We start from the raw sequence: 22,990 nt of genomic DNA, 5'->3' as shown, positions 1-22,990 counted from the left end.
CATGCCAACAGTCGCAAGCGCACGACCGTCACCTTTCGCCTTTGAACCGACCACCACCGCGCTGCTCGTGATCGACATGCAGCGCGACTTCCTCGAACCCGGCGGGTTCGGGGAGAGCCTCGGCAACGACGTCTCGCAACTGCGCCGCACGATCGAGCCGACGGCCGCGCTGCTGCGCGCGTGCCGGGCCGCCGGGCTCGCGGTCATCCACACCCGGGAAGGGCACCGGGCCGATCTCAGCGACTGTCCGCCGGCCAAGCTCGCGCGCGGCCGGCCGAGCCAGAAGATCGGGGACCCGGGACCGATGGGCCGCATCCTCATCCGCGGCGAGTACGGCCACGACATCATCGACGAGTTGGCGCCCGCTCCCGGTGAACCGGTCGTCGACAAACCCGGCAAGGGCGCCTTCTACGCCACCGAACTCGGCACGATGCTCACCGGGATGGGCATCCGCAGCCTCGTCGTCGCCGGCGTGACCACCGAGGTGTGCGTGCACACGACCGTGCGGGAGGCCAACGACCGCGGGTACGAGTGCCTGGTGCTGGCCGACTGCGTCGGCTCGTACTTCCCGGAGTTCCACCGGGTCGCGCTGGAGATGGTCGCCGCACAGGGCGGCATCTTCGGCTGGGTCGCCACGTCGACCGACTTCACGGAGATGCTCGTTCTGGAGGGAGCGGCATGAAACTCAAGACCGACCTGCCCTACTGGGTACGCGGCGACACCAACGCGTTCTTCGGGTTCGGCGTCAACGTGCTCGTCAACGTCCTGACGCTCACCTCGCTCTGCCTGTTCGTGGTGCACCTGCCGGAGCGCAGCGTGTTCGGGACGATCCTGCCGGCGCTGGGGATCGCGCTCGTGTTCGGCAACATCTACTACACGTTCCTGGCCCGGCGGCTGGCCCGCCGGGAGAACCGCTCCGACGTGACGGCACTGCCGTACGGGCCGAGCGTGCCGCACATGTTCATCGTGATCTTCGTGATCATGCTGCCGATCTACCTGAAGACCCAGGACGCCGTCGCCGCCTGGAAGGCCGGGCTCGCGTGGGCGTTCATCATCGGCGTCATCGTGCTCATCGGCGCGTTCGTGGGACCGTACATCCGGAAGTACGCGCCGCGGGCGGCGTTGCTGGGCACCCTCGCCGGCATCTCCATCACGTTCATCTCGATGCTCCCGGCCGCGCGCATGTGGACGATGGCGTGGGTGGCGCTGCCGGTGTTCGCACTGCTGCTCGTCGGGCTGCTCACCGACATCAAGTTGCCGGGCAACTTCCCGATCGGCCTCGCGGCCCTCCTGGTGGGCACCGCGATCGGCTGGATCGGCGGCGCGATGTCGGTTCCCGACGTGACGGCCGCGGCGAAGGACATCGCGATCGCCGTGCCGAACTTCGAACTCGACCTGCTGATCTCCGGCCTGCGCGACGTCGCGCCGCTGCTCGCCACCGCGATCCCGCTCGGCGTCTACAACTTCACCGAGGGAATGACCAATGTGGAGAGTGCCGCGGCGGCCGGCGACAACTACAACCTCCGCAGCGTGCTGCTGGCCGACGGCGCCGGCGCGGTGATCGGTGCGGCGCTCGGGTCGCCGTTCCCGCCGGCCGTCTACGTCGGGCATCCGGGCTGGAAGGCGGCCGGCGGCCGCACCGGCTACTCGATGGCCACCGGCGTGGTGATCGCGCTGCTGTGCTTCCTGGGCATGTTCGGGTTGCTGGGCGCCATCTTCCCGTTGCCGGCGATCGTGCCGATCCTGCTCTACATCGGGCTGCTGATCGGCGCGCAGGCGTTCCAGCACACGCCGCGCGCGCACGCGGCGGCCGTGGTGGCGGCGTTCATCCCGAACCTCGCGGCGTGGGGTACCGGGCTGATCGACAACGCGTTGGCGGCGGCCGGCAGTTCCGCCGCGACGGTCGGGAACGCGGCCCTGGAGAACGCGGGCGTCGTGTACCAGGGGCTTGTGTCGCTCGGCCACGGAGCGATCCTCGCCGGCCTGATACTGGGCGGGCTCGTCGCGTTCATCATCGACAAGCGGTTCGTGAACGCGGCGGCGTTCGCGGTGGTCGGGTCGGCGTTGTCGTTCATCGGGCTGATCCACGGCGAGAAGGTGCAGTGGAACGCGAACTGGGAGGTCAGTCTCGGCTACCTGTTCGTGGCCGTGGTGTGCGGGTTGTTCGCGCTGACGAGGCCGGAACCGCGCGTCCCCGAGCCGGGCGAGCCGGCGGCGATGGAGGGCGCCGAGGTGCACGAGGCAATCGCGGAACCGGAACCGGAGCCGGCCGACGGGACACCGGAGCCGGCGGTCCACAGTGGACGTTGACCGTCCCGACGTGGTGGCGGAGGTCGCGCTGGCCTTCGCCACCTACGAGAAGGCCCTCGTCGACGGCGATGTCGAGGCGATGACCGAGGCGTTCTGGGCCGACGAGCGGGTCGTGCGGTTCGGGCTCGACGACCGCCAGTACGGCGCCGTCGCACTGCGGGAGTGGCGCGCCGTCCAGCCGCCGCTCCCGCCCGGCCGGCACCTCCACGACACCAGGATCACCACCTTCGGCCCGGACTTCGCGGTCGTCACCACGCTGTTCACGTACCCGGACAACCGGGTCGAAGGTCGCCAGTCGCAGACCTGGGCCCGCATCGACGGGTCGTGGTACATCGTCGGCGCGCACGTGTCGGGACCGGCCCGATGAGCATCGCGGCGCTCCGGGCCGCCTACGCCACCGGCGTCACCCCGCGCAGCGTCCTCGACGGGATCGACACCTCCGACGACACGGTCTGGATCACCCGCGCCGACGCCCTCGCCGCCGCCGACGACCTCCCGCGCCGCTGGCCCGACCCGGCGAACCGGCCGCCGCTCTACGGGATCCCGTTCTCCGTCAAGGACAACATCGACGTCGCCGGCCTTCCGACCACGGCCGCGTGCCCCGACTTCGCCTACACGCCGACGCGTTCCGCCCCGCTGGTCGACCGGCTGCTGCACGCCGGTGCGATCCTCGTCGGCAAGAACAACCTCGACCAGTTCGCCACCGGCCTCACCGGCGCCCGGTCGCCGTACGGCACGCCGCGGAACCCGTTCGACACCCGCTACATCACCGGCGGTTCGAGCTCCGGCTCGGCGGTCGCGGTCGCCACCGGCGCGGTGTCGTTCAGCATCGGCACCGACACCGCGGGCTCCGGCCGGGTACCGGCGGCGCTGTGCGACGTGGTCGGGCTCAAACCGTCGCGGGGACTCGTGAGCACGCTGGGCATCGTGCCGGCGTGCCCGTCGCTGGACTGCCCGAGCGTGTTCGCTCCCTCGGTCGCCGACGCCACCACCGTGCTCGACGTGATCGCGGGGTACGAACCGGCCGACCCGTGGTCGCGCCGCCTCACGGCGACGACGACAACGCCGGCTGCGGTGGGCGTCCCCGAAAATGCCGAGTTCGGCGGCGACCGCGCCGCCGAACGCCTCTTCGCCGACGCGATCGCGCGCCTCGAACGCACCGGTGTGACGCTGGTGCCGGTCGACCTGGAGCCGTTCCTCGCCGCCGGGCGCCTGCTGTACCAGGCCTGGGTGGCCGAACGCTGGACGCACCTCGGCGCGTTCGTCACCGCGCACCCGGACAGCGTGCACCCGGTGACCCGCCGGGTCCTCACGACGGCCACCACGTACTCGGCCGCCGACGCGTTCGCCGCGATGCACCGGCTGCGGGCGTTGCGGGCGGAGACCGCGCCGGTGTGGGCGACCGTCGACGCGCTCATGATCCCGACCGTGCCGACGACGTACACGATCGACGAGATCGAGGCGGATCCGTTCGGCCGCAACGCGTTCCTCGGCCACTACACTCAGTTCGCCAATCTGCTCGACCTCGCCGGCATCGCCGTGCCCGCCGGGTTCACACCGGCGGGGCTGCCGTTCGGCGTGCAGTTCCTCGCGCCGGCGGGGCACGACACCGCCCTCGCCGCGTTGGCGTCACGCTTCGAGGCTCACGCCGAGGTCCTGCTCGCCGTGGTCGGCGCCCACCGCACCGGGCAGCCGCTGCATCACGAGCTCGCGGTGTGCGGCGCGGTGCCCGTCGGTCCGATGTGGACGGCCAAGCACTACCGCCTGTTCGCCCTGGACCGGGAGCGCCCGGGCCTCGTCCGGGTCGAGTCGGGCGGCGCACCGGTCGAGGTCGAGGTGCACCGCATCTCCACCGCCGGCCTGGGCCGGCTGCTCGCCGGGGTACCCGCCCCGCTCGGTCTCGGACGCGTCGAACTGGCCGACGGGTCCACCGTGGTCGGTTTCCTCGCCGAGTCGTACGCGGTGGCCGGTGCGCCCGACATCACCGAGTACGGAAGTTGGCCGGCCTACATCGACGCGCGGATATCCCGACCGTCGACATAGTCTGATGGACGATATATAGTCGCCGGCATGATGCGGCGGCTCATCTGGCTTCTTCCGCTCGCCCTGCTGGTGGTTGCTCTGTTCACCGTCGAGGAGAAGCAGGGGAAGGTCGCGGGCTGCCATCCGCCACCCAACGAGGGGAAGCTGCTCGACCGGTACGAGGACGACCGGGCGATCCAGGTCCGGCCGGCCGGTGCGCGGGGTCGCGACCCGATCCGCACGGAGGCCTGCGTGGAGCTGAACCGCGAAGACACCTCCGCCGCGTCGGTGCTGCGGCGCTGGTTCGGCAAGCGGCCCTACAGCGAGGCCGAACTCCGCGGCCTGTACGACGGGCACGGCTGGGAACCGGTGCCCGTCGCATACCCGACCGGCGACAAGCTCGTGCACCTGTGGTACTGCCGGGTCATCGAGACCGTCGTCAGCTACCTCAGCGTGCTCCAGCTCTACAACACCGGCGACGACACCCCGTACGAGGTGAACGTCAGTATCACCGCGTGGGCGGGGGAACGGTCGTGTCCGCCACCGGCACGCACGTGAACTTCGGCTCGGCCCGGTAGTTCCAGCTGAACCGCTCCCGCTTCAGCTCCACGCCGTTCTGCTTGAAGACCCGCCACGCGTCCTGGCGGAAGCCGGGGATGCCGTCGGTCTTGTTGCAGTCGGTTTCGGCGAGCGTGATCGACCGCGGCGCGGTGATGCCGGACTTCGGCCCGTACTCGGTGGTGATGTCGAACCGCTTGGTGCCGAACAGGCTGACCGTCACCGACGTCTCCGTCCACTGTGTATCCATCAGGATCGCGTGCGGGGAATCGTTGCGCCAGGCCATGTCCAGCTCGGGGTAGATGGTGGTCGCCTCGATGACGGCCGGGTAGCGGTCGAAGTGGTACGAGTGCGGCCGGTGCTCGACGTCGACCATTCCGGCGTAGTAGCCGGCGTTGAACGCGGTGGTGGCGAACTGCGAGATCCCGCCGCCGGGCGCGTTCTTGATTTTCCCGCCGTCGATCACCGGCGCCATCACGTAGCCCTTGGCGAGCGTGCGGTCGCCGGTCAACCGGTTGAGGCTGAACGTCCCGCCGGCCGGTACCACCGTGCCGCGGGCGAGGTCGGCGACCAGCTTGATGTTCTTGTTGCGGTTCTGCCCGGGCAGGAACTTCGTGGTGAACGTCGACACCAGTTCGACGACGCCCAGGTCCCTCAACGCCTGCGCGGTCCGCGCCGCCGGCACCGGCACCGTGCCCGCGGTGATGCGTCGCGGTGCGGGCCGCGGGAGGACGTCGAGCAGCGCCCTGGCGGCCGCGTCGACGTCGACCGCGCGGCCCGGCGCGTCCGGCACCGGCGTCGGCTGTCCATTGTGGAGGGTGAAGCTCGCGTCGGTGGCCGGGGTCTGCACGGCGGCGAACGCCTTTGCCAGCACGGTCTTCAGCTTCGTCGGGTCGACCCGCGGCACCACCCGGCCGTCCGCGTCGGACTCGATCGTGAGGCTCGCCGCGATCGCCTCGGGCGTGATCTCGACGTCGCGGCCGTCGACGGTCAGCGTCACCGGATGCGCGACCGCCGGCTCGGCCAGGCCGGTCTTCAGCTTGTCGAGGTCGGCGGCGGTGGTCGCCGGGGTCACGTCGGCGATCGGCAGGTCGATGCGCGCCCGGCGCAGCCAGCCGGCGCGAACCGTCGCGGCCGCCGCGTGGCGGTCCAGGCCACGGCCCGCCTGCGGCGCCACGGTGACCGGGGTGCGCCCGTCGAACCGGATCGCCGGCCACACCGGCGGGGTGCCCTGTGCGCCGACGTGCGGTTGGAGGACGCGGGTCAGCTTCTCCAGGTCGAGCGACACCACGGGTTCCACGGTTCGTGAGCCGAAGACCGCCGTCCAGGGCGCCGGACGGGTGCGGGCCGCCCGCCTGGCCGTCGCCTCGGCGTCCAACGTGAGCCCGGCATCGGCCGCCGCGAACGTCACCACCGAATCGCCCACCCGGGCCTGGACCGGCGCCGCGAGCCTCGCGGCGAGCCGGTTCCGCAACAGGGCGGCCGCCTCGGCCGTCGACCGGCCGCCGACGTCGACGCCGAGCACCCGCACGCCGTGCGCGATGTCGGCGGCGTAGGCGATCCCGGTCGGAATGCCGGCCGCGACGACGCCGACGGTCACCGCGAGCGCGATCACCCGGCCGCGCCGCCAGCGGATCGGGCGCGGCTGGTCCGGGGCCTCCGACGGTGCGGCGACGTGGTCGATCTGGGACACCATTGCTCCACTTTGCGCCATTCGTCCGCATTTCGCTCCTGAAACGGCAGTCATCCGATCAGCGGGTTCGGGCCGGATCCCGGGTGGGTACACGGACAGACACCCTCGGGGAGGAGCCGCCATGGCCGGGCAGGACGTTCACGAACGCACCGACCTGCGGCGGGTGATCACCCGCCCGATGCTGACGTTCTTCATCCTCGGCGACATCCTGGGCGCCGGGATCTACTCGCTCACCGGCGAGGTCGGCGCCGACACCGGCGGGGCGATCTGGGCCGGCTTCCTCGTGGCGTTCGTGCTCGCGTTCCTCACCGCGTTCGCGTACCTGGAACTCGTCACCAAGTACCCGCAGGCGGCCGGCGCCGCGCTGTACGTCGACCGCGCGTTCGGCGTCCAGTTCCTCAGCTTCCTGGTGACGTTCGCGGTGATGGCCTCCGGCGTCACGTCGGCCTCGTTCGCGGCCAGCCGCGTCGGCGGGCGGTACTTCGAGGGGCTGTTCGGGGTCTCCGATCCGCCGATGGCGCTGATCGGCGGCGTGGCCATCCTGCTGGTGGCGGCCGTGAACCTGTGGGGCGTCGCCGAGTCGATCAAGGTGAACATCGCGATCACCTGTGTCGAGGTCGCCGGGCTCCTGTTCGTGATCGGCGTGGGCGCGTGGGTGCTGGCCTCCGGCGACGGCAACCCGGGGCAGGCGTTCGAGTTCGCCGGTTCCGGCTTCGGCGTGGTCACCGGCCTGCTCGCCGGCGCCGCGACCGCGTTCTACGCGTTCCTCGGTTTCGAGGACGCCGTGAACATGGCCGAGGAGACGCGGGACCCCCACCGCACGTTCCCGCCGGCCCTGGTGACCGGCGTGGTCGGCGCCGCGATCATCTACCTCCTGGTCGCCTTCACCGCGGCGATGACCGTGCCGCTCGACGTGCTCACCGAGTCGAGCGGCCCGCTGCTGGAGGTGGTGAAGGCGGGCGCGCCGAACCTGGACACCGAGGAGATCTTCTCCGCCGTCTCGATCATCGCCGTCAGCAACACGATGCTCATCAACATGCTGATGGCGTCGCGGCTGTTGTACGGCATGTCGAAGCGCGACGTGCTCCCCTCGGCCCTGAGCCGCCTGACGTCACGCCAGACGCCGTGGGTCGCGATCGCCGTCACCACCGGCCTGTCGCTGCTGCTCCTGTTCACGGTCGACGACCTCACCGACCTGTCCGACACCACGGTGCTGCTACTGGTGGCGGTGTTCCTGCTGGTGAACGTGTCGGCCCTGGTCCTGCGCCGGGACCGGGTCGACCACCCGCACTTCCGCGCCCCGGCGCCGGCGCTCGTGGCGGGTGCGGTGATCTCCCTGATCTTCCTGCTCCCGATCGGCCGCGAGGCCGGCATCTACCTGCTGGCCCTGTTGCTCCTCCTGGGCGGCGCGGCCGTGTGGCTCGTGACCAGGGCCGTATCCCACACCCGCCGAACCTGACCGCCCGCGCGGATCGCCGGGCTACTCGACCGGTTCGACGGGGAGGCCGGCGGCGGACCAGGCGCGGTAGCCGCCGACCAGGTCGGTCGCGCGCCAGAGGCCCAGGTCCTGGAGTGCGGCGGCGGCCAGCGACGACGTGTAGCCCTCCGAGCACACGACCACCACCGGCAGGTCGTAGCGGTCGGCGATCGGTAGCCGGGCGTCGCTGCGGGGGTCGAAGCGCCACTCCAGGTGGTTGCGTTCGATCACCAGCGTGCCCGGGATGCCGCCCTCGGCCTTGCGCTGCCAGTGCGGCCGGATGTCGACCAGCACGCCGCCGTTGCGCTGCAACGCGTGCGCGTCCGCCGGGCCGATGCGGTGCAGGCGGACGCGGGCGGCCGCCAGGATCTCGTCGATGCCGCGGGAGCCGGGCGGCGCGATGCTGACAGTCACCAGTCCGCCCCCGCCCGCTCGACGGCCAGGCGTACCAGCGATCCGCCCACCATTTCGTAGCGGGTCATCGACGTGAGCGCCGGCGAGTACACGTGCAAGCTGATCGCCGGCAGCGCGCCGTCGTTCACGACGCGGTGGATGTGCTGGGCACCGAAGCGCCGGCCGGTGCCGGTGGTGAGGCTCCGGGTGCCGCCGATGGTGTCCTCGCGCAGCTGGCCGGCCACCACCAGGAACGCACCGGCGGAACCGCCGTGGTCGTGCCAGCCGGTTCCCTGGCCGGGAAGCCAGGTGAGCAGCCAGGCCTCGTGGCCGCCGGCGTCGGTGAGTCGGGTGTACCAGCGGTCGGCGGTGTCGAAATGCAGCGTCGACGGCCAGTGCGCCGGGTCGGCGGCGAGGCGCCGCGCGGTGGCGAGAAGGTCCGTCGGGGTTCCGGCCCGCGGGCCGGTCACGGTCGCGGTCATGTCACTTCCAAAGATTGTGGACGGACGGGGAGCAGGCGCATCAGCCGGCGCAACACAGGGCGCTGGCGCACCGGACCAGGTCGACGGCGCGCCGCACGGTCAGCAGCGTGCTCTGCGGCACCCGCACGGTATCCACGGGACCAGTGTGGGAACCTGCGGCGCTCCCGACAATGATCTGTCCAGATAATGGGACAGAAAACCGGGAACGCGAAGGTCGGTACACCGTTGTCGAGCCGGGTCGGAACGCGATAAACCTTGTTGTCATTGGGTTTGCGGTTCCTCTACGAGTCGAGCGTCGGTTGCGTCACAATGCCTATCAACAAGATAGGTTATATGGGAGCGAAATCGTGGGAAATACGACCTTCGTCATCGGTGGCGGGTGCAGCGGCACGCTCGCGGCGATCCACCTGCTCCGCTCCACGGGCGATCGGGTGGTGCTCGCCGAGGCGGGCCCGCTGCTCGGCGGCGGGGTGGCCTACGGCACCACGGATCAGCGGCACCTGCTCAACTCGCGGGCCGGCACGATGAGCGTCGCGCACGACGAACCGGCCGACTTCGTCGACTGGTGCCGCCGGCGCGACCCGGCCGTCGACGGCGACTCGTTCGCACCGCGCGCCTGGTACGGCGACTACCTGCGCGACCGGCTGGCGGCGGCGGCGAACCGGAACCCGGGCCGGTTGGAGGTCCACTGTGGACGGATCACGGGGCTGCGGCTCGCGCGCGGTGGGCGTCCAATGGTTCTTGCCGCGGATGGCCGGGAGTTTGCCGCGGACGCCGCGGTGCTCGCGGTCGGCCACGCCGCGCCGACCGACCCGGCGTGGGCGCGCGGCCTGCGCGGCAGCCCGCGGTACGTGAGCGACCCGTGGGGCCGCGCGGAGGTGCCCACCGACGGGCCGGTGCTGCTGATCGGCACCGGGCTCACCGCGATCGACGTGGCGTTGAGCCTGGCGGGGCGGGCCGAGGTGGTGGCCGTGTCGCGGCGCGGGCTATTGCCACAGTCCCATGTGGACGGTGTGTGCGCGCCGGCCCCGCCGCCCGCCCTCGCGGGGGAGCGGATCGCGCCGCTCATGCGCCGGATGCGGGTGGCGGCCGCGGCGGGAGGCGACTGGCGCGCGGCGGTCGACGCGGTCCGTCCGGAGGCCGATGCCATCTGGCGGTCACTGCCGCCCGCGAGCCGCGAGCGGTTCCTCCGTCACGCGGCGCGGTGGTGGGACGTGCACCGGCACCGGATGGCGCCGCCGATCGCGGCGAAGGTCGACCGGCTCACGGAATCGGGCCGGCTGCGGGTGTCGGCGGCCCGGGTCGATCGCGCCACTGCCGGGCCGCACGGGGTTTCGGTGACGGTGGACGGGCGCAGCTGCCGCTTCGCGGCGGTCGTCAACTGCACCGGCCCGGGCAACCCGTTGCGGCATCCGCTGGTGGCGGGCCTGATCGCCGACGGTGTCGCCCGCAGCGGTCCGCACGGGCTGGGCCTCGACACCGACGAGGCCGGCCGGCTCACCGACCGCGCCGGCCGGCCCTGGCCGGGGATCCACGTGCTGGGACCCGCCCGCCGCGGTCGCCTCTGGGAGACGACCGCCGTACCGGAGATCCGGGCCCAGGCCGAGCAGATCGCTCGCATCCCTGTCTCAGCCTTCGCTGTGTCAGCGTGACCGCAGGGTGTTGGCCACCTTCATGGCGTCCTGGATCGGGATCGCGAAGCCCACGCCGATGTTGCCGCCCTGCTCGCTGGTGGTGGCGATCGCCGTGTCGATGCCGACCACCTGACCGGCGGAGTTCACCAGCGGACCACCCGAGTTGCCCGGGTTGATCGCGGCGTCGGTCTGGATCATGCCGTCGAGGTTCGACGAGCGGCCCTCGACCTGGCGGTCGAGCGCGGAGACGATGCCGGCGCTGACGCTGCCCTCGAGGCCGAGCGGGCTGCCGAACGCGAGCACCGTGTCGCCGACGCGGATGCTGCCCTCGTCGGCGATGGTCGCCGCGGTGAGCGTGCCCGCGTCAACCTGGATCACGGCGATGTCGGCGTTGGTGTCGGCACCGACCAACGTCGCCTCGACGGTCTTGCCGGTCGACAGCAGCACCTGGATGCGGCTGGCACCGGAGACCACGTGCGCGTTGGTGAGGATGGTGCCGCTGGAGTCGATGATCACGCCCGACCCGGTGCCGGATCCGGCGCGGGCGGTCACGTTGATCTGGACCACGCTGGGCGAGACCGCGGCCACGATGTCGGCGAGCGAACCGGTCTGCGCCGTGGCGACCGCCGGTGCGCGGTTGGCGGCCGCGCCGGTGGTGTTGTCATTGTCGAACTGCGTGGCGACGGCGCCGCCGACCGCGCCACTGCCGAGCATGAGCGCGAGCAGACCGGCGGCGATCGCCGCCCGCTTGCCGCCCCGCTGGTGCGGCGCGGTCCCGGCCGGGGCCTGGGTCGGCAGCCCCAGCGGGCTGGTGCTCTGCTGGTACGCCTGGTACCCGTAGCCGGTGGCGGAGGCCGGGTAGCCACCGGCGCCGTAGCCGGGCCGGGCGAACTGGCTGGTCTGGCCGTACTGACCGGTGTGGCCGTACTGGCCCTGCTGGCCGCCCGGGCCGGTCTGTCCGTACTGGCCGTGCTGGCCGTGCTGGCCCGGCTGAGCGTGGCCGGCGGGCTGGCCCGGCTGGGCGTGGCCGGCGGGCTGGCCCTGCTGGGCGTGGCCGGCGGTCTGGGCGTAGCCGTAGGCCGGGGTCGCGGGAGCGGCCGGCTGGCCCGGCGCCTGCCCGGCGTGCTGAGCCGGCATGGCCTGCGGCGCCTGCGGGGGCCGTGGGGCCTGCACCGGCGGGGCGGGCGGGAACGGCGGCGCGGCGAAGTCGGGGCCTGTCGGTGCGGCGCCCGCTTGTGCGGCGCTCGCCGGTGCGGCACCCGCTTGTGCGGCCGGTGCGGCGTGGGGCTGGTCGGTGACCGGGCGGTCGTCCCGCTCCGGGCGCCGCTGGGTCTCGTCGGCCAGGGGCCAGGAGGGCTGCTGGCGATCCGGCGGCTGAGGGTGCTCGCGGTCTGTCATGCCGTAAAAGGTGAACCCTCAGCTTGGGAGGGCGCTTTGCGTTACCTGAGAGTCCGCTGTGGAGAGATCGTCCGATTTCCTTCACAGCCAATTCCCAGGTTGCTGCCAGGGAGAAGGCAATATGTGTTGGGATGGTGGTAGCCGATGACTAACGAAACCGCCGCTGCCCAGCGGCTCGACGGCACCGGGAGCGGCCGGCGCCTGCTCGTCGTCGACGACGAGCCTGACATCGTCGAGCTGCTTTCGGCGAGCCTGCGCTACGCCGGCTTCGACGTGGCCGGCGCGACCAGTGGCCGTCAGGCGTTGGCCGAGGTGCGCAGGTTCAGTCCCGAGCTGATTCTGCTCGACGTCATGATGCCCGACCTCGACGGGTTCGAGGTCGTCAAGAAGCTGCGCGGCGAGAACACCCGCACGCCGGTGCTGTTCCTCACCGCCCGCGACACCACCGAAGACAAGATCCACGGTCTCACGCTGGGCGGCGACGACTACGTCACCAAGCCGTTCAGCCTCGCCGAGGTGATCGCGCGCATCCAGGCGGTGCTCCGCCGGGTCGACGAGCGGGCCAGCGGCGAGGCGCGCGGGGCCCGGATCACGTTCGCCGACATCGAGCTCGACGCCGACACGCACGAGGTGTGGAAGGCCGGCCGGGCGGTCTCGCTGTCGCCCACCGAGTTCAAGTTGCTGCGCTACCTCATGGAGAACGCGAACCGGGTGCTGTCGAAGGCCCAGATTCTCGACCACGTGTGGCGCTACGACTTCGGCGGCGACGGCGGCGTGGTCGAGTCCTACGTTTCCTATCTCCGCAAGAAGGTCGACACCACCGAGCCCCGGCTCATTCACACGCTCCGCGGAGTCGGCTACACCATGCGGCAGCCCCGGCGATGATCACCTCGCTGCGCGCCCTGCCCGACCGGGTGCCGCTGCGGGTCACTCTCGTCACATCGGTGCTGGTGCTGGTGACCATGGCGCTGGGTGCGAGCGGCGCGGCCGGCACCTACGCGCTGCGCGGGTTCCTCGTGCAGCGGGTCGATGTCCAGCTGGGCCAGGCCACGCAGATGATGCTGGAACTGCACCAGAGCCAGGACATGCTGCGGAACTACCTGAGCCTGCCGGTGGGCTGGTCGGCTCTCGCCGTGGCCGAGGTCAACCGGCAGGGCGGCGGCAGCGGCTTCCTCTTCACCGACGACACCCAGCAGAGCGAACCGCGCCTGCCCCAGGTCACCATCGAGTACGCGCACAAGGTGGCCGGGAAACCGTTCAGCACCTCGTCGGTGAGCCGGCGCGGCCCGCAGTGGCGGGTGCTGGTCACCCCGTTGCCCGACGATTCCGGCTCGGTGATCGTCGCCATCCTGCTCGACGAGGTCTCCAGCACGGTCGGCAAGCTCGCCACGGTGCACGTCGTCGTCGGTGCGATGGTCCTGGCGGTGCTGGCCATCGTGGGGTACGCGATGGTGCGGGCGAGCCTGCGGCGGCTGCTCCAGGTGGAGCGCACCGCGCGCGAGATCGCCGCCGGCGACCTGAGCCGCCGCGTGCCGACCAGTCATCCCGACACGGAGGTCGGGCGGCTGGCGGCCGCCTTCAACGCGATGCTCGGCGAGATCGAGTACGCCTTCCGGGCCCGGGAACGGTCCGAGGCCGAGGCCCGCGCGTCGGAGGCCCGGATGCGCCGGTTCGCCGCCGACGCCAGCCACGAGCTGCGCACCCCGCTCACCGCGATCCGCGGCTTCGCCGAGCTGTACCGCCAGGGCGGCGGCGAGCCCGCGCACGTCATCAGCCGCATCGAGCACCACGCCACCCGGATGAGCGCGCTGGTGGAGGACCTGCTCCTGCTGGCCCGTCTCGACCAGCACCGCCCCATCCAGGCGGTTCCGGTCGACCTGCTGTCGCTGGCCGCCGACGCCGTCCACGACACCACCGCCACGCAGGACGACCACCCGATCCGGCTGGTGCCGGCCGCCGACCGGCCACCGGTTGTCGTCGGCGACGAGCTGCAGCTGCGGCAGGTGATCGGGAACCTGCTCAACAACGCCGTCCAGCACACGCCGGCGGGCACGCCGGTCACCGTCACCGTGGAGACCGTCACCGGACGGGGCGTGCAGGGTGAGGTCATCCTGTCGGTGGCCGACTCCGGCCCCGGCCTCGCACCCGACGACGCCGTCCGCGTGTTCGAGCGGTTCTTCCGGCCCGACCAGTCGCGCACCCGCGCCGCCATCCCGCAGGGCGGGGCGCACAAGGGCAGCGGCCTCGGCCTGTCGATCGTCCACGCGCTGGTGGCCGCGCACGGCGGCACGATCCGGTTGGAGACGGCGCTGGGCGCCGGCGCGCGGTTCGTCGTACGGTTGCCGCTGTTCGTTCCGGTGGGCGAGGTCGAGCCCGAGAAGGTCGCGCACGCGATCTCCACACAACCGGAAGCGAGCTGACAGAGCGCTCCCAGCCCTGTCACAGGTTCAACTGCGAAAAATAGTCCATGAGCGAGCGCAGCGAGCGAATCATTAACAGAGCCCCGCGGGAATGCATCGCGGAGCGAAGCGGAGCGATCGCATGACCAGGATCGTTACGGTGGACGGTAATCCAGAAGTGGCCGCGGAGCTGGCGGGCGTGCTGCCCCGGCAGTGGCGGATGCGTACCGACGACCGCTGGGTCGACGCGATCGTTCTCGTCCGGCCCGACCGGGGGCGCGTGCGCCGCACCCGCGCCGAGTACCCCGACACGCCGATCCTGGCGCTCGTCGACCACGACGCGCCGGTGGCCGAGATCGTCGGCCTCCTCGAAGCCGGCGCCGACGCGTTCGTGCGGGAGAACTGTCCCGACCTGGTGGGCGACCAGCTGCGTGCCTACAGCGGAAACGCGCCCCGCCGATTCAGCGCCGCCTGAGCGACGCCGCACCGGCGCGGCGGGCGGTTCTAGCGCAGGCTCACCACGGAGGTGACCGGCGCGAAGTCGTCATCGTCATCGTCGTCATCGTCGCCGCCACCGATGCTGCACGCGAGTACGAGTGCGAGCAGCGCGGTGACCCCGGCCAGGCCAGCCAACTTCTTCAACATGGCCTGATGCTACGGGCTGTAGCACGTCGGCGCGGTCTTCACGGCAGCCAACATGGTTGTCGCCGGGCCCTCGTTCGGATACTGGTCGTCCTCGGCCGCGTAGACGATCAGCAGGTGGGCGTCGGCGGGGATGACCGACGTCCGGATGCGCAACGCGTACTTCCCGGTGCCGAACCCCGCGATCAGGGGCTCCGGGGTGACGATCGGCTCCGGCTTGGGCTCCGTGCAGTCGGCGGAGCTGATCAGCACCACCGCGCGGATGCCCAGCTCGTTGAGCCTGCGCTCCAGCGCCTTTGCGCCCGCGGGGTCCACCAGGGTGATCTCGACGATGCCGTCGGGCTTGAGCTCGATGCTGTAGCCGACCTCGTTGATCACCATGGGGGTCGGCACGGTCCGCTCCGGCCGCGGCGGCCCGACGGCGAGCGCCGCGACCACCGCGGCCGCCGTCACGCCGGCCGGCACAGCCAGCCATCGCGCCCGGTGCCGGCGCGGCGTCCGCTCGGGCCGGCGCTCCTCGACGAACTCGACGAGCTCGGTGCGCAGCCGTTCCTTGAAATCGATCATGGCCGGGACTCCAATGCGAGAACGGGGGAGGGGTTGTCGCGGACCTGCTTCCGGGCCCGGTGCAAGCGGACGCGCGCGGTCGCCGCCCGGATGCCGAGCGCCTGCGCCGCCGCCTCGACGGTCAGCCCGTCGACCGCGACCAGTTCGAGCACCGCGCGCAGCCGGTCCGGCAGCTCGGCCATCCGGGCGAGGACCTCGCGGGCCGCGCGTTCGGCGTCGATCCGGGCCTCGAACGCGGCGATGTCGGCGTCGTCGAGCAGACGCCGGCCGCCGACCCGGCGCGACATCAGCGACTCCCGGGCCGTACGGCGCCGGTGCCCGGCGACGACGTTCGCCGCGATCCCGTACAGCCACGCGATCGGCGCGCCCCGCTCGGGACGGTAGGTGTGCGCGGCCTCGATCGCCGCCACGAACACGTCGGCGGTCAGGTCGGCCGCCGTGTAGGGATCGGTGCACCGGCGCGTGACGTACCGCAGCACGGTGTCGAAATGCGCCTCGTAGAAGCGCTCGAACAGGGCCGGATCGCGGCCCATGCGGGGAACCGTCGAAGGATCGATGTCCGCCTCCCAAGTAGATTTACCGTACTTGGAAGGCGGACGGGCCCGCGTTACACGGCCAGCGCCGCGGGCTCCAGTTCGTAGACGCTGTACGCCTGCTTGATCACCGGGTGCGCCACGTTGCGCACCTTCACGCCGCCGGGCGTGGTGCCGCGTTCGCTGCCCGCGTGGGCGTGCCCGTGCAGGGCGAGCGCCGTCGGCGCCGAGTCGATCGCCTGCGCCAGCAGGTACGAGCCGAGGAACGGGTAGATCTCCAGCGGCTCGCCGACGAGCGTCTCCGGAACGGGCGAGTAGTGGGTCAGGGCCACCCGCAGGTCGCAGTCGAGCTCCTGTAGCACCCGCGCCAGCGCGTCGGCGGCGTCGCGGCCGTGCCGGGCGTACGCCTTGTTCTCGGGCTCGCCGAACTCGCTGGTGCACCGGCCGGCGAAGCCGCCGCCGAAGCCCTTCACCCCGGCGACGCCGAGCCGCACCCCGCGCACGTCGAGCACGGTCGACGACTTCTCCAGCACTGTGATGCCGGCATCCTCGAGCACCTTCGTGACGGCGTCCTGCTCGTCGGAGTTGTAGTCGTGGTTGCCGAGCACGGCGATGACGGGCACCGCCAGTCCACCGAACTCCGCCGCCACGCAGCGCGCCTCGTCGGCCGTCCCGTGGCGGGTGAGGTCGCCGGCGAGCAGCAGCACGTCGGCCTTCTCGCCGAGTTGCTCCAGCGCCGGCCGGTACCGGCCGAGCACGTCCTCGTCCAGGTGCACGTCTCCCACGGCGGCGATGCGGACGCCCGTCATATTGCTTCGACCTCCTGCGGTGCGTTGACCCGGGTGACGGCCAGGTCGCACCGCACCGTCAGGTCGGGGAACGTCTCGTGCAGCACGGCCTCGATCTGGGCGCACCGGTCGGGGCTCTCCACGTCGCCGACCAGCACCACCCCGTCGTCGACGCGGACGGCGCGGATGCCCTGCTCGGCGATGCGCGGGTCTTCGGCCAGCACGTGCTGGATGTCGCCCTCGGTGTACTCGTTCATGACGCCACCCTTTCCAACGGCGCGGCCAGGTCGGCCAGGGAGATGACGTCGAGCCCGTCCAGCAGCACGAGGAACGCGCGCGCGAACGGGGAGTGCGCCGTCTCGCGCCGCACGCGGGCCCAGTCGATCTGCTCGCGCAGCGACCGGGCCACCGGCAGCCCCCGGGCGAAGTCACAGTAGTGCGTCGACCAGGTCAGCATCTTGTGAATCATCAACTCGGTCGCGGAGAGCACCGGCATGTGTACGGCGTTCACCGAGAGGACGTCGACGTCGGCGAGCGTCTCCTCGGTCACCGGGCGCTGCACGGGCGTGTAGATCAGGTCGACCAGCCGGTCGTCCTCGTACACCTTGACCAGCCAGCCCTCCGGCGGCACCTCGGCGCGGAACCCGGCCTCGACCAGCCCGGTGAGGATCTTCTCGGCGTCCTCGGCCCGGATGATGAAGTCGACGTCGTGGTCGCACGGCTGGCCGCCGCGGGCGTACACGGCGAAACTCCCGGCCAGGGCGAAGGGCACCCCCAGCTGCTTGAGCTGGTACGCCACCCGTTTCAGGGTGGCGATCAACGGTTGCTTGTCCTCCGGCAGCGGCATCGCGGTCAGGCCCTCTCGTCGGTGAGGCGGCGGATCTGAGGGTGATACCCCGTCGCCGCCCCGAAAACACGGCCCGAATACCGTTCAGAGCCGGAACCGGCCGACCTGCCCGCACAGGTCCGCGGCCAGCGTCGACAGCGTGCCGACGGTGTCCTGTGAGGTCGCGGCGTCGCCGGAGCTGGCCCGGGCGGAACCGGCGATGGCCGAGATCGTCTCGGAGATCTCGCCGCTGCGGGTGACGGCCTCGTGGATGTTGCGGTTCATCTCCGAGGTGGTGGCGCTCTGCTGCTCGACGGCGGCGGCGATCAGCGTCTGGAACTCGTTGATCCGTTCGATCACCGTGGTCATCTCGCCGATCGCGGTCACCGCGCCGCTGGTGCCGTCCTGGATGGCGGTGACCCGGCGGGCGATCTCGTCGGTGGCCCGGGCGGTCTCCTGGGCCAGGTCCTTGACCTCGGACGCGACCACGGCGAACCCCTTGCCGGCGTCGCCGGCCCGGGCGGCCTCGATGGTCGCGTTGAGCGCGAGCAGGTTGGTCTGCTCGGCGATCGTCGTGATGAGCTTGACCACCGTGCTGATCTCGCCCGACGACGCGCCCAGCTCCGTCATGATCCCGTTGGCCCGGGTGGCCATCGTGACCGCCTCGTTGACCACCCGCACGGCCTCGGCGGCGTTGCGGGCGATCTCCTCGATCGAGGTGCCCATCTCGGTGCCGCCGGCGGCGGTGGTGCTGATGTTGCGGGCGATCGCGTCGGCCGCGTCGGCCGCGGCGGCGGCGCGTTCGCTGACGTCGTGGGCCGAGGCGGCGATGTTCCCGGTGGAGCGGGCCATGTCGCCCGCCGAGGTGGCCACCGTGTCGGCCGATCCGGTGACCGCGTTGAGCGTCCCGCGGACGCTGGCGATCGCCGCGTTCAGGGCCTGGGCCATCACGCCCATCTCGTCGCGGCCGGTGGCGTCGGCGGTGCGGGTCAGGTCGCCGGCGGCGAGGCCGTCGAGCACGCCGGAGACCTGGCGCAGCGTCCGCACCACGCTGCGCGCGATCAGCCAGCCGGTGACGGCGAACAGCCCACCGGCGAGCACGGCGGTGAGCAGCAGCAGCCGTTCCGTGCTGCGGCGCTGCTCGCCCACGGCGCCGGCCAGGTCGGCGGCGTGCGCCTCCAGCGCGTCACCCACGGCCGGCAGGTTGTCCTCGACCTCGGTGAACGACGTCGAGAAGTCGGCGTACCCGGCCGTGCCGGCGCCGCTGATCGCGGACTTCACCACGGCGGTGGCCCGCTCGATGTACCGGTCGACGAGCGGGCGCACGGTCGCGGTCGCCGCCCGTACCGACGCGGGCGCCGGCGGGTTGGCCAGGTCGGTCAGCTTGTCGCGCATGGTGGCGGAGTGGTCGGCGAGGTCCTGGTTGATCTCCGTGATCTCGGCCGGGTCCGGGGTGGCCGACCGGACCGCGAGCAGGGCCCGCAGCACGTCGCCGCGGATCGCGTCGTGCCCCATGTCGGCTTCGAGCGCCTCGCGGGTGAGGGTGGCCGCGACGGCGAGCTGGTCGGCACCCTCCTCGCTGCGCGACTGCGCCACCACGCCGACCACCGCGCTGATCCCGATCCCGGCGAGGGCGATCGCGCTCAATAGCAGGATCTTCGTGCCGAACCCGCGGTTACGGAGCCAGGACTCGACCATGACCGCAACCTACGCGGGGGAACGTTCGGTCGACGCCGGTCGGCACGCCGCGCAACGAATCGTCGCCATCGCCCGCCGGCACGCAACGAATCACTTCGTCGGCGTGCGGGCCGGCAATGGATGATGGGTCGATCGAGACCGGTACGGAGAGGAGACCCGTTGTGACGGCGGTGCACCACGATCTGACCACGCCCCTGGTTCAGGAGGCCGAGCGGTACACCGCGCACAATTACCACCCGCTGCCGGTGGTCGCCGCCGCCGCCGAGGGCGCCTGGGTCACCGACGTCGACGGCCGGCGCTACCTCGACTGTCTCGCCGGTTACTCGGCCCTGAACTTCGGGCACCGCCACCCGGCGGTGGTCGCGGCCGCCCGCGACCAGCTCGACCGGGTGACGCTCACCAGCCGGGCGTTCCTGCACGACCAGTTCGGCCCGTTCTGCCGCGAGCTGGCCGAGCTCTGCCGCACCGACCTCACCCTGCCGATGAACAGCGGCGCCGAGGCGGTCGAGACCGCGATCAAGGTGGCCCGCAAGTGGGGCTACAAGGTCAAGGGCGTACCCGACGGGCGCGCGACGATCGTGGTCGCCGAGAACAACTTCCACGGCCGCACCACCACCATCATCAGCTTCTCCACCGACCCCGAGGCGCGCGCCGACTACGGCCCCTACACGCCCGGGTTCCGCACCGTTCCGTACGGCGACCTGTCGGCGCTGCGCGACGCGATCGACGAGACCACGGTCGCCGTGCTGCTCGAGCCGATCCAGGGCGAGGCCGGGGTGCTCGTCCCCCCGCCGGGCTACCTCCCGGGGGTGCGCGCCCTCTGCACCGAGCGCGACGTGCTGTTCGTGGCCGACGAGATCCAGTCCGGCCTGGGCCGCACCGGCGACACGTTCGCCTGCGACCACGAGGGCGTCGTGCCCGACCTGTACGTGCTGGGCAAGGCGCTCGGCGGCGGCGTGGTGCCGGTCTCGGCCGTGGTCGGCCGGCGCGAGGTGCTGGGCGTGCTCCGGCCGGGCGAGCACGGGTCGACGTTCGGCGGCAACCCGATGGCGTGCGCGGTCGGCCGCGCGGTCGTCGACCTGCTGGCCACCGGCGAGTTCCAGCGCCGGGCGACGGAGCTCGGCGTCGTGCTGCACGAGCGGCTCGGCGCGCTGGTGGGTCACGGACTCACCGCGGTGCGTGGCCGCGGCCTGTGGGCCGGCATCGACATCGACCCGACCCTGATGACCGGCCGGGAGGCCTGCGACCGGCTCGCCGCCCGCGGCGTCCTGGCCAAGGACACCCACGGCTCGACGCTCCGGCTGGCGCCGCCGCTCGTGGTCACCGAAGAGGAGATCCACATGGTGGTCGACCGGCTCGCCGAGGTGCTGCGCGGCTAATAGGGTGTGCGGCGTGCCCGCACCTCACCGCACCGCCGTCACGCTCGCCGACGGTCGGGAACTGATCTACTTCGACGATCTGCCTGGTTCCGATCGCACCGCGGCGGACACGCGCGACCTGCCCCCGCCGCCGCCCGCCTCGGAACTGCGGTACGACCCGCTGCTCGACGAGTGGGTGGCGGTCGCCGCGCACCGGCAGACGCGCACGTACAAGCCGCCGACCACCGAGTGTCCACTGTGTCCGTCCACACCGGACTTCGCCTCGGAGATCCCGGCGGCCGACTACGACGTGGCGGTGTTCGAGAACCGGTTCCCGTCGTTCAGCGCGCGGGTGGCCGGCGTCGGCGGCACGTCGATCACCCCGGTGACGCCGACCCGGGCGGGCGCGGGCCGGTGCGAGGTGGTCTGCTTCACCAGCGACCACAACGGTTCGTTCGCCGGGCTCACGCCGGCGCGGGTGCGCACGGTCGTCGACGCCTGGGCCGACCGCACCGAGGCCCTGACCGCGCTGCCCGAGGTGGAGCAGGTGTTCTGCTTCGAGAACCGGGGCGAGGAGATCGGCGTCACGCTGCACCACCCGCACGGCCAGATCTACGCCTACCCGTACATCCCGCAGCGCACCCGCCAGCATCTGGCCTCTGTCGCGCGTCACCCCGATCTTTTCGCCGATGTGGTGGCCGCCGAAAGCGGCGGGCCACGCGTGGTTGCGGCAAATGATCATTGGACGGCGTTCGTGCCGGCCTTCGCGCGCTGGCCCTACGAGATCCACGTGTATCCGCTGGCGCCCGTGCCCGACATCCCGTCGTTGAGCGACGATTTCCGCGACGCGTTCGGGCCGGTGTACCTGGAGGTGCTGCGCCGCCTCGACGGGCTCTTCGGCGTGTCGATGCCGTACATCGCGGCCTGGTACCAGGCGCCCGCCCGCACCGGCCGCGACGCCTACCGGCTGCACCTCCAGGTGACGAGCAACCGCCGGGCGCCCGGAAAGCTGAAGTTCATGGCCGGTTCGGAGGCGGCGATGGGCGCGTGGGTCAACGACGTTCCGCCGGAGCAGGCCGCGGCGCAGTTGCGGGAGGTGGCGCTGTGACGGCAGCTTCGGGAGTGTGGAGCGCGCCCGGCCGGGTCAACCTGATCGGCGAGCACACCGACTACAACGACGGGTTCGTGCTGCCGTTCGCGATCCCGATGCGCACCACGGTGGCCGCCCGGCCGGCCGACGGTCCACAATGGACGGTCCGGTCGCGGGAGACCGGCGAGACCATCGTGATCGGCGAGAGCGACCTCGCACCGGGCGCGGTGACCGGCTGGGCGGCCTACGTGGCCGGCATTCCGTGGGCGCTGCGCGACGCCGGCCACCGGCCGCCCTTCCTCGACCTGTCGATCGCGTCCGACGTGCCGCTCGGCGCCGGCCTGTCGTCGTCGGCGGCGCTCACGTGCGCGGTGCTGGCCGCGCTGGTCGACCTCGGCGGGCTCGACCTCCCGCGCGACGAGTGGCCCGCGCTGGCGCAACGGGCCGAGAACACATACGTCGGCGCGCCGACCGGCATCATGGACCAGTCCGCGTCGACGCTGTGCCGGCCGGGCCATGCGATGTTCCTCGACTGCCGCAGCGGCGACCGGGAACACGTCCCGTTCGCGCTGGCCGAGCACGACCTAGCGATGCTCGTCGTCGACAGCCGGGCCCCGCACTCCCACGCCGACGGCGAGTACGCCGCGCGGCGGGCGTCCTGCGAGTCGGCGGCGGCCACGCTGGGCGTCGCGGCGCTGCGCGACCTGGCCGAGGCCGACCTGCCGGCGGCGTGCGCCAAACTCGACGAGGTCACCGCCCGTCGGGTGCGGCACGTGGTCACCGAGAACGGGCGGGTGCTGGCGACGGTCGAGAAACTGCGCGGTGGCTCGGTGACGGGCATCGGGCCGCTGCTCACGGCGTCACACGCGTCGATGCGCGATGACTACGAGATCACCGTGCCCGAGGTCGACACGGCGGTGGAGACGGCGCTCGCCGCCGGCGCCTACGGCGCCCGCATGACCGGCGGCGGCTTCGGCGGGTGCGTCCTCGCCCTGGTCGACGCCGACGCGGTCGAGCGGGTCGCCGACACGGTGACGGCCGCGTTCGCGGAACGCGCCTTCAACCAGCCGACCTGGTTCAAGGCCGTGGCGGCCGGCGGCGCAGCGCGCGACGAATGACCCG

The 22,990-nt window shown here is 72.1% G+C and carries 26 protein-coding genes; 14 read left to right on the top strand and 12 right to left on the bottom strand.

The genetic code is table 11. From position 1 onward, the window contains the following. The first annotated feature begins 1 nt into the window (after position 1). The 5 genes from Vau01_RS16735 to Vau01_RS16715 are packed head-to-tail and all read left to right on the top strand — an operon-like array spanning position 2 to position 4,890. A complete protein-coding gene (locus Vau01_RS16735) occupies positions 2 to 682 on the top strand; it encodes a cysteine hydrolase family protein (protein WP_203993237.1) in 681 nt (226 codons plus the stop codon). Then, positions 679 to 2,310, top strand: a complete 1,632-nt coding sequence (locus Vau01_RS16730; protein ID WP_239151633.1) for a regulator — start codon at positions 679 to 681, stop codon at positions 2,308 to 2,310. The genes Vau01_RS16735 and Vau01_RS16730 overlap by 4 nt, the downstream gene beginning before the upstream one ends. Next, entirely contained in the window at positions 2,300 to 2,677 is a 378-nt protein-coding gene (locus tag Vau01_RS16725; protein ID WP_203993235.1) for an AtzH-like domain-containing protein, read from the top strand. The genes Vau01_RS16730 and Vau01_RS16725 overlap by 11 nt, the downstream gene beginning before the upstream one ends. After that, positions 2,674 to 4,353: an allophanate hydrolase gene (atzF, locus tag Vau01_RS16720; RefSeq protein WP_203993233.1), complete on the top strand. Its 1,680-nt coding sequence runs from the start codon at positions 2,674 to 2,676 to the stop codon at positions 4,351 to 4,353. Before Vau01_RS16725 ends, atzF begins: the two co-directional genes overlap by 4 nt. A 27-nt stretch (positions 4,354 to 4,380) precedes the next feature. Beyond that, a complete protein-coding gene (locus Vau01_RS16715; protein ID WP_203993231.1) occupies positions 4,381 to 4,890 on the top strand; it encodes a hypothetical protein in 510 nt (169 codons plus the stop codon). Here Vau01_RS16715 and Vau01_RS16710 read toward each other — a convergent pair. Then, positions 4,841 to 6,583: a VanW family protein gene (locus Vau01_RS16710; RefSeq protein ID WP_203993229.1), complete on the bottom strand. Its 1,743-nt coding sequence runs from the start codon at positions 6,581 to 6,583 to the stop codon at positions 4,841 to 4,843. The two genes, Vau01_RS16715 and Vau01_RS16710, sit on opposite strands and share 50 nt — an antisense overlap. A 121-nt stretch (positions 6,584 to 6,704) precedes the next feature. Between Vau01_RS16710 and Vau01_RS16705 the strand changes: the two genes are divergently transcribed. Next, the gene (locus Vau01_RS16705) at positions 6,705 to 8,042 is read left to right on the top strand and encodes an APC family permease (RefSeq protein WP_203993227.1); all 1,338 of its coding nucleotides are present in this window, start codon (positions 6,705 to 6,707) and stop codon (positions 8,040 to 8,042) included. A 21-nt stretch (positions 8,043 to 8,063) separates the two neighbouring features. Here the strand turns inward: Vau01_RS16705 and Vau01_RS16700 are convergent, their stop codons facing one another. From Vau01_RS16700 to Vau01_RS65240, 3 genes are read right to left on the bottom strand one after another with little or no spacing between them, the layout of a single operon-like run. After that, positions 8,064 to 8,477: a rhodanese-like domain-containing protein gene (locus Vau01_RS16700; protein ID WP_203993470.1), complete on the bottom strand. Its 414-nt coding sequence runs from the start codon at positions 8,475 to 8,477 to the stop codon at positions 8,064 to 8,066. Beyond that, the gene (locus Vau01_RS16695) at positions 8,471 to 8,935 is read right to left on the bottom strand and encodes a cysteine dioxygenase (protein WP_203993225.1); all 465 of its coding nucleotides are present in this window, start codon (positions 8,933 to 8,935) and stop codon (positions 8,471 to 8,473) included. The genes Vau01_RS16700 and Vau01_RS16695 overlap by 7 nt, the downstream gene beginning before the upstream one ends. A 40-nt stretch (positions 8,936 to 8,975) precedes the next feature. Beyond that, positions 8,976 to 9,071, bottom strand: a complete 96-nt coding sequence (locus Vau01_RS65240; RefSeq protein ID WP_373320252.1) for a putative leader peptide — start codon at positions 9,069 to 9,071, stop codon at positions 8,976 to 8,978. Between the two features lie 211 nt (positions 9,072 to 9,282). Between Vau01_RS65240 and Vau01_RS16690 the strand changes: the two genes are divergently transcribed. Further along, a complete protein-coding gene (locus Vau01_RS16690) occupies positions 9,283 to 10,587 on the top strand; it encodes an FAD/NAD(P)-binding protein (RefSeq protein WP_239151632.1) in 1,305 nt (434 codons plus the stop codon). Here Vau01_RS16690 and Vau01_RS16685 read toward each other — a convergent pair. Then, a complete protein-coding gene (locus Vau01_RS16685; protein WP_203993220.1) occupies positions 10,579 to 11,967 on the bottom strand; it encodes a S1C family serine protease in 1,389 nt (462 codons plus the stop codon). The genes Vau01_RS16690 and Vau01_RS16685 overlap by 9 nt on opposite strands. A 144-nt stretch (positions 11,968 to 12,111) precedes the next feature. Between Vau01_RS16685 and Vau01_RS16680 the strand changes: the two genes are divergently transcribed. From Vau01_RS16680 to Vau01_RS16670, 3 genes are all read left to right on the top strand, one after another. Continuing rightward, positions 12,112 to 12,852: a response regulator transcription factor gene (locus Vau01_RS16680; protein WP_203993218.1), complete on the top strand. Its 741-nt coding sequence runs from the start codon at positions 12,112 to 12,114 to the stop codon at positions 12,850 to 12,852. Beyond that, a complete protein-coding gene (locus tag Vau01_RS16675) occupies positions 12,849 to 14,387 on the top strand; it encodes a sensor histidine kinase (protein ID WP_203993216.1) in 1,539 nt (512 codons plus the stop codon). The genes Vau01_RS16680 and Vau01_RS16675 overlap by 4 nt, the downstream gene beginning before the upstream one ends. Positions 14,388 to 14,508: 121 nt before the next feature. Next, the gene (locus Vau01_RS16670; protein WP_203993214.1) at positions 14,509 to 14,841 is read left to right on the top strand and encodes a response regulator transcription factor; all 333 of its coding nucleotides are present in this window, start codon (positions 14,509 to 14,511) and stop codon (positions 14,839 to 14,841) included. 29 nt (positions 14,842 to 14,870) lie between these two features. Here Vau01_RS16670 and Vau01_RS16665 read toward each other — a convergent pair whose 3' ends face one another. The 7 genes from Vau01_RS16665 to Vau01_RS16635 form a co-directional block, all read right to left on the bottom strand. Continuing rightward, positions 14,871 to 15,011, bottom strand: a complete 141-nt coding sequence (locus Vau01_RS16665) for a hypothetical protein (RefSeq protein ID WP_203993212.1) — start codon at positions 15,009 to 15,011, stop codon at positions 14,871 to 14,873. Between the two features lie 9 nt (positions 15,012 to 15,020). Further along, on the bottom strand, positions 15,021 to 15,575 hold the full coding sequence (locus Vau01_RS16660; RefSeq protein WP_203993210.1) for a hypothetical protein: 555 nt from the start codon (positions 15,573 to 15,575) through the stop codon (positions 15,021 to 15,023). Further along, a complete protein-coding gene (locus Vau01_RS16655) occupies positions 15,572 to 16,108 on the bottom strand; it encodes an RNA polymerase sigma factor (RefSeq protein WP_203993208.1) in 537 nt (178 codons plus the stop codon). Before Vau01_RS16655 ends, Vau01_RS16660 begins: the two co-directional genes overlap by 4 nt. A gap of 74 nt (positions 16,109 to 16,182) precedes the next feature. Next, on the bottom strand, positions 16,183 to 16,917 hold the full coding sequence (locus Vau01_RS16650) for a metallophosphoesterase family protein (protein WP_203993206.1): 735 nt from the start codon (positions 16,915 to 16,917) through the stop codon (positions 16,183 to 16,185). Further along, on the bottom strand, positions 16,914 to 17,153 hold the full coding sequence (locus tag Vau01_RS16645; protein WP_203993204.1) for a hypothetical protein: 240 nt from the start codon (positions 17,151 to 17,153) through the stop codon (positions 16,914 to 16,916). The genes Vau01_RS16650 and Vau01_RS16645 overlap by 4 nt, the downstream gene beginning before the upstream one ends. After that, entirely contained in the window at positions 17,150 to 17,743 is a 594-nt protein-coding gene (locus Vau01_RS16640; RefSeq protein WP_203993202.1) for a nucleotidyltransferase domain-containing protein, read from the bottom strand. Before Vau01_RS16640 ends, Vau01_RS16645 begins: the two co-directional genes overlap by 4 nt. Before the next feature lie 84 nt (positions 17,744 to 17,827). Next, positions 17,828 to 19,420, bottom strand: coding sequence for a methyl-accepting chemotaxis protein (locus Vau01_RS16635; RefSeq protein ID WP_203993200.1), 1,593 nt, complete (start codon positions 19,418 to 19,420; stop codon positions 17,828 to 17,830). Here Vau01_RS16635 and Vau01_RS64635 point away from each other — a divergent pair. Genes Vau01_RS64635 through galK form a run of 4 tightly spaced genes read left to right on the top strand, consistent with a single transcriptional unit; the run spans position 19,419 to position 22,986 of the window. Then, entirely contained in the window at positions 19,419 to 19,544 is a 126-nt protein-coding gene (locus Vau01_RS64635) for a hypothetical protein (protein WP_275423944.1), read from the top strand. The two genes, Vau01_RS16635 and Vau01_RS64635, sit on opposite strands and share 2 nt — an antisense overlap. A 37-nt stretch (positions 19,545 to 19,581) precedes the next feature. Beyond that, a complete protein-coding gene (rocD, locus tag Vau01_RS16630; RefSeq protein WP_275423943.1) occupies positions 19,582 to 20,799 on the top strand; it encodes an ornithine--oxo-acid transaminase in 1,218 nt (405 codons plus the stop codon). A 13-nt stretch (positions 20,800 to 20,812) separates the two neighbouring features. Beyond that, entirely contained in the window at positions 20,813 to 21,886 is a 1,074-nt protein-coding gene (gene galT / locus Vau01_RS16625) for a galactose-1-phosphate uridylyltransferase (RefSeq protein ID WP_203993196.1), read from the top strand. Further along, on the top strand, positions 21,883 to 22,986 hold the full coding sequence (gene galK / locus Vau01_RS16620) for a galactokinase (protein WP_203993193.1): 1,104 nt from the start codon (positions 21,883 to 21,885) through the stop codon (positions 22,984 to 22,986). The genes galT and galK overlap by 4 nt, the downstream gene beginning before the upstream one ends. The last annotated feature ends 4 nt before the right edge of the window (positions 22,987 to 22,990 follow it).

The sequence above is a fragment of the Virgisporangium aurantiacum genome (assembly GCF_016863635.1).
In the GTDB taxonomy this organism is placed as follows: Bacteria; Actinomycetota; Actinomycetes; order Mycobacteriales; family Micromonosporaceae; genus Virgisporangium; species Virgisporangium aurantiacum.
Note: the sequence above shows the minus strand (reverse complement) of the source record. Positions and strands in the feature narration are given on the sequence as shown.

Excerpts from the sequence above, each read along its gene's own strand:
- atzF (WP_203993233.1), top strand. The coding sequence starts at position 2,674 with ATGAGCATCGCGGCGCTCCGGGCCGCCTACGCCACCGGCGTCACCCCG.
- Vau01_RS16635 (WP_203993200.1), bottom strand. The coding sequence starts at position 19,420 with ATGGTCGAGTCCTGGCTCCGTAACCGCGGGTTCGGCACGAAGATCCTG.
- Vau01_RS16645 (WP_203993204.1), bottom strand. The coding sequence starts at position 17,153 with ATGAACGAGTACACCGAGGGCGACATCCAGCACGTGCTGGCCGAAGAC.
- Vau01_RS16655 (WP_203993208.1), bottom strand. The coding sequence starts at position 16,108 with ATGGGCCGCGATCCGGCCCTGTTCGAGCGCTTCTACGAGGCGCATTTC.
- Vau01_RS16705 (WP_203993227.1), top strand. The coding sequence starts at position 6,705 with ATGGCCGGGCAGGACGTTCACGAACGCACCGACCTGCGGCGGGTGATC.
- Vau01_RS16730 (WP_239151633.1), top strand. The coding sequence starts at position 679 with ATGAAACTCAAGACCGACCTGCCCTACTGGGTACGCGGCGACACCAAC.
- Vau01_RS16665 (WP_203993212.1), bottom strand. The coding sequence starts at position 15,011 with ATGTTGAAGAAGTTGGCTGGCCTGGCCGGGGTCACCGCGCTGCTCGCA.
- Vau01_RS16650 (WP_203993206.1), bottom strand. The coding sequence starts at position 16,917 with ATGACGGGCGTCCGCATCGCCGCCGTGGGAGACGTGCACCTGGACGAG.
- Vau01_RS16680 (WP_203993218.1), top strand. The coding sequence starts at position 12,112 with ATGACTAACGAAACCGCCGCTGCCCAGCGGCTCGACGGCACCGGGAGC.
- Vau01_RS16640 (WP_203993202.1), bottom strand. The coding sequence starts at position 17,743 with ATGCCGCTGCCGGAGGACAAGCAACCGTTGATCGCCACCCTGAAACGG.
- Vau01_RS16660 (WP_203993210.1), bottom strand. The coding sequence starts at position 15,575 with ATGATCGATTTCAAGGAACGGCTGCGCACCGAGCTCGTCGAGTTCGTC.
- Vau01_RS16675 (WP_203993216.1), top strand. The coding sequence starts at position 12,849 with ATGATCACCTCGCTGCGCGCCCTGCCCGACCGGGTGCCGCTGCGGGTC.
- Vau01_RS16695 (WP_203993225.1), bottom strand. The coding sequence starts at position 8,935 with ATGACCGCGACCGTGACCGGCCCGCGGGCCGGAACCCCGACGGACCTT.
- Vau01_RS16685 (WP_203993220.1), bottom strand. The coding sequence starts at position 11,967 with ATGACAGACCGCGAGCACCCTCAGCCGCCGGATCGCCAGCAGCCCTCC.
- Vau01_RS16670 (WP_203993214.1), top strand. The coding sequence starts at position 14,509 with ATGACCAGGATCGTTACGGTGGACGGTAATCCAGAAGTGGCCGCGGAG.
- Vau01_RS16735 (WP_203993237.1), top strand. The coding sequence starts at position 2 with ATGCCAACAGTCGCAAGCGCACGACCGTCACCTTTCGCCTTTGAACCG.
- Vau01_RS16715 (WP_203993231.1), top strand. The coding sequence starts at position 4,381 with ATGATGCGGCGGCTCATCTGGCTTCTTCCGCTCGCCCTGCTGGTGGTT.
- Vau01_RS64635 (WP_275423944.1), top strand. The coding sequence starts at position 19,419 with ATGACCGCAACCTACGCGGGGGAACGTTCGGTCGACGCCGGTCGGCAC.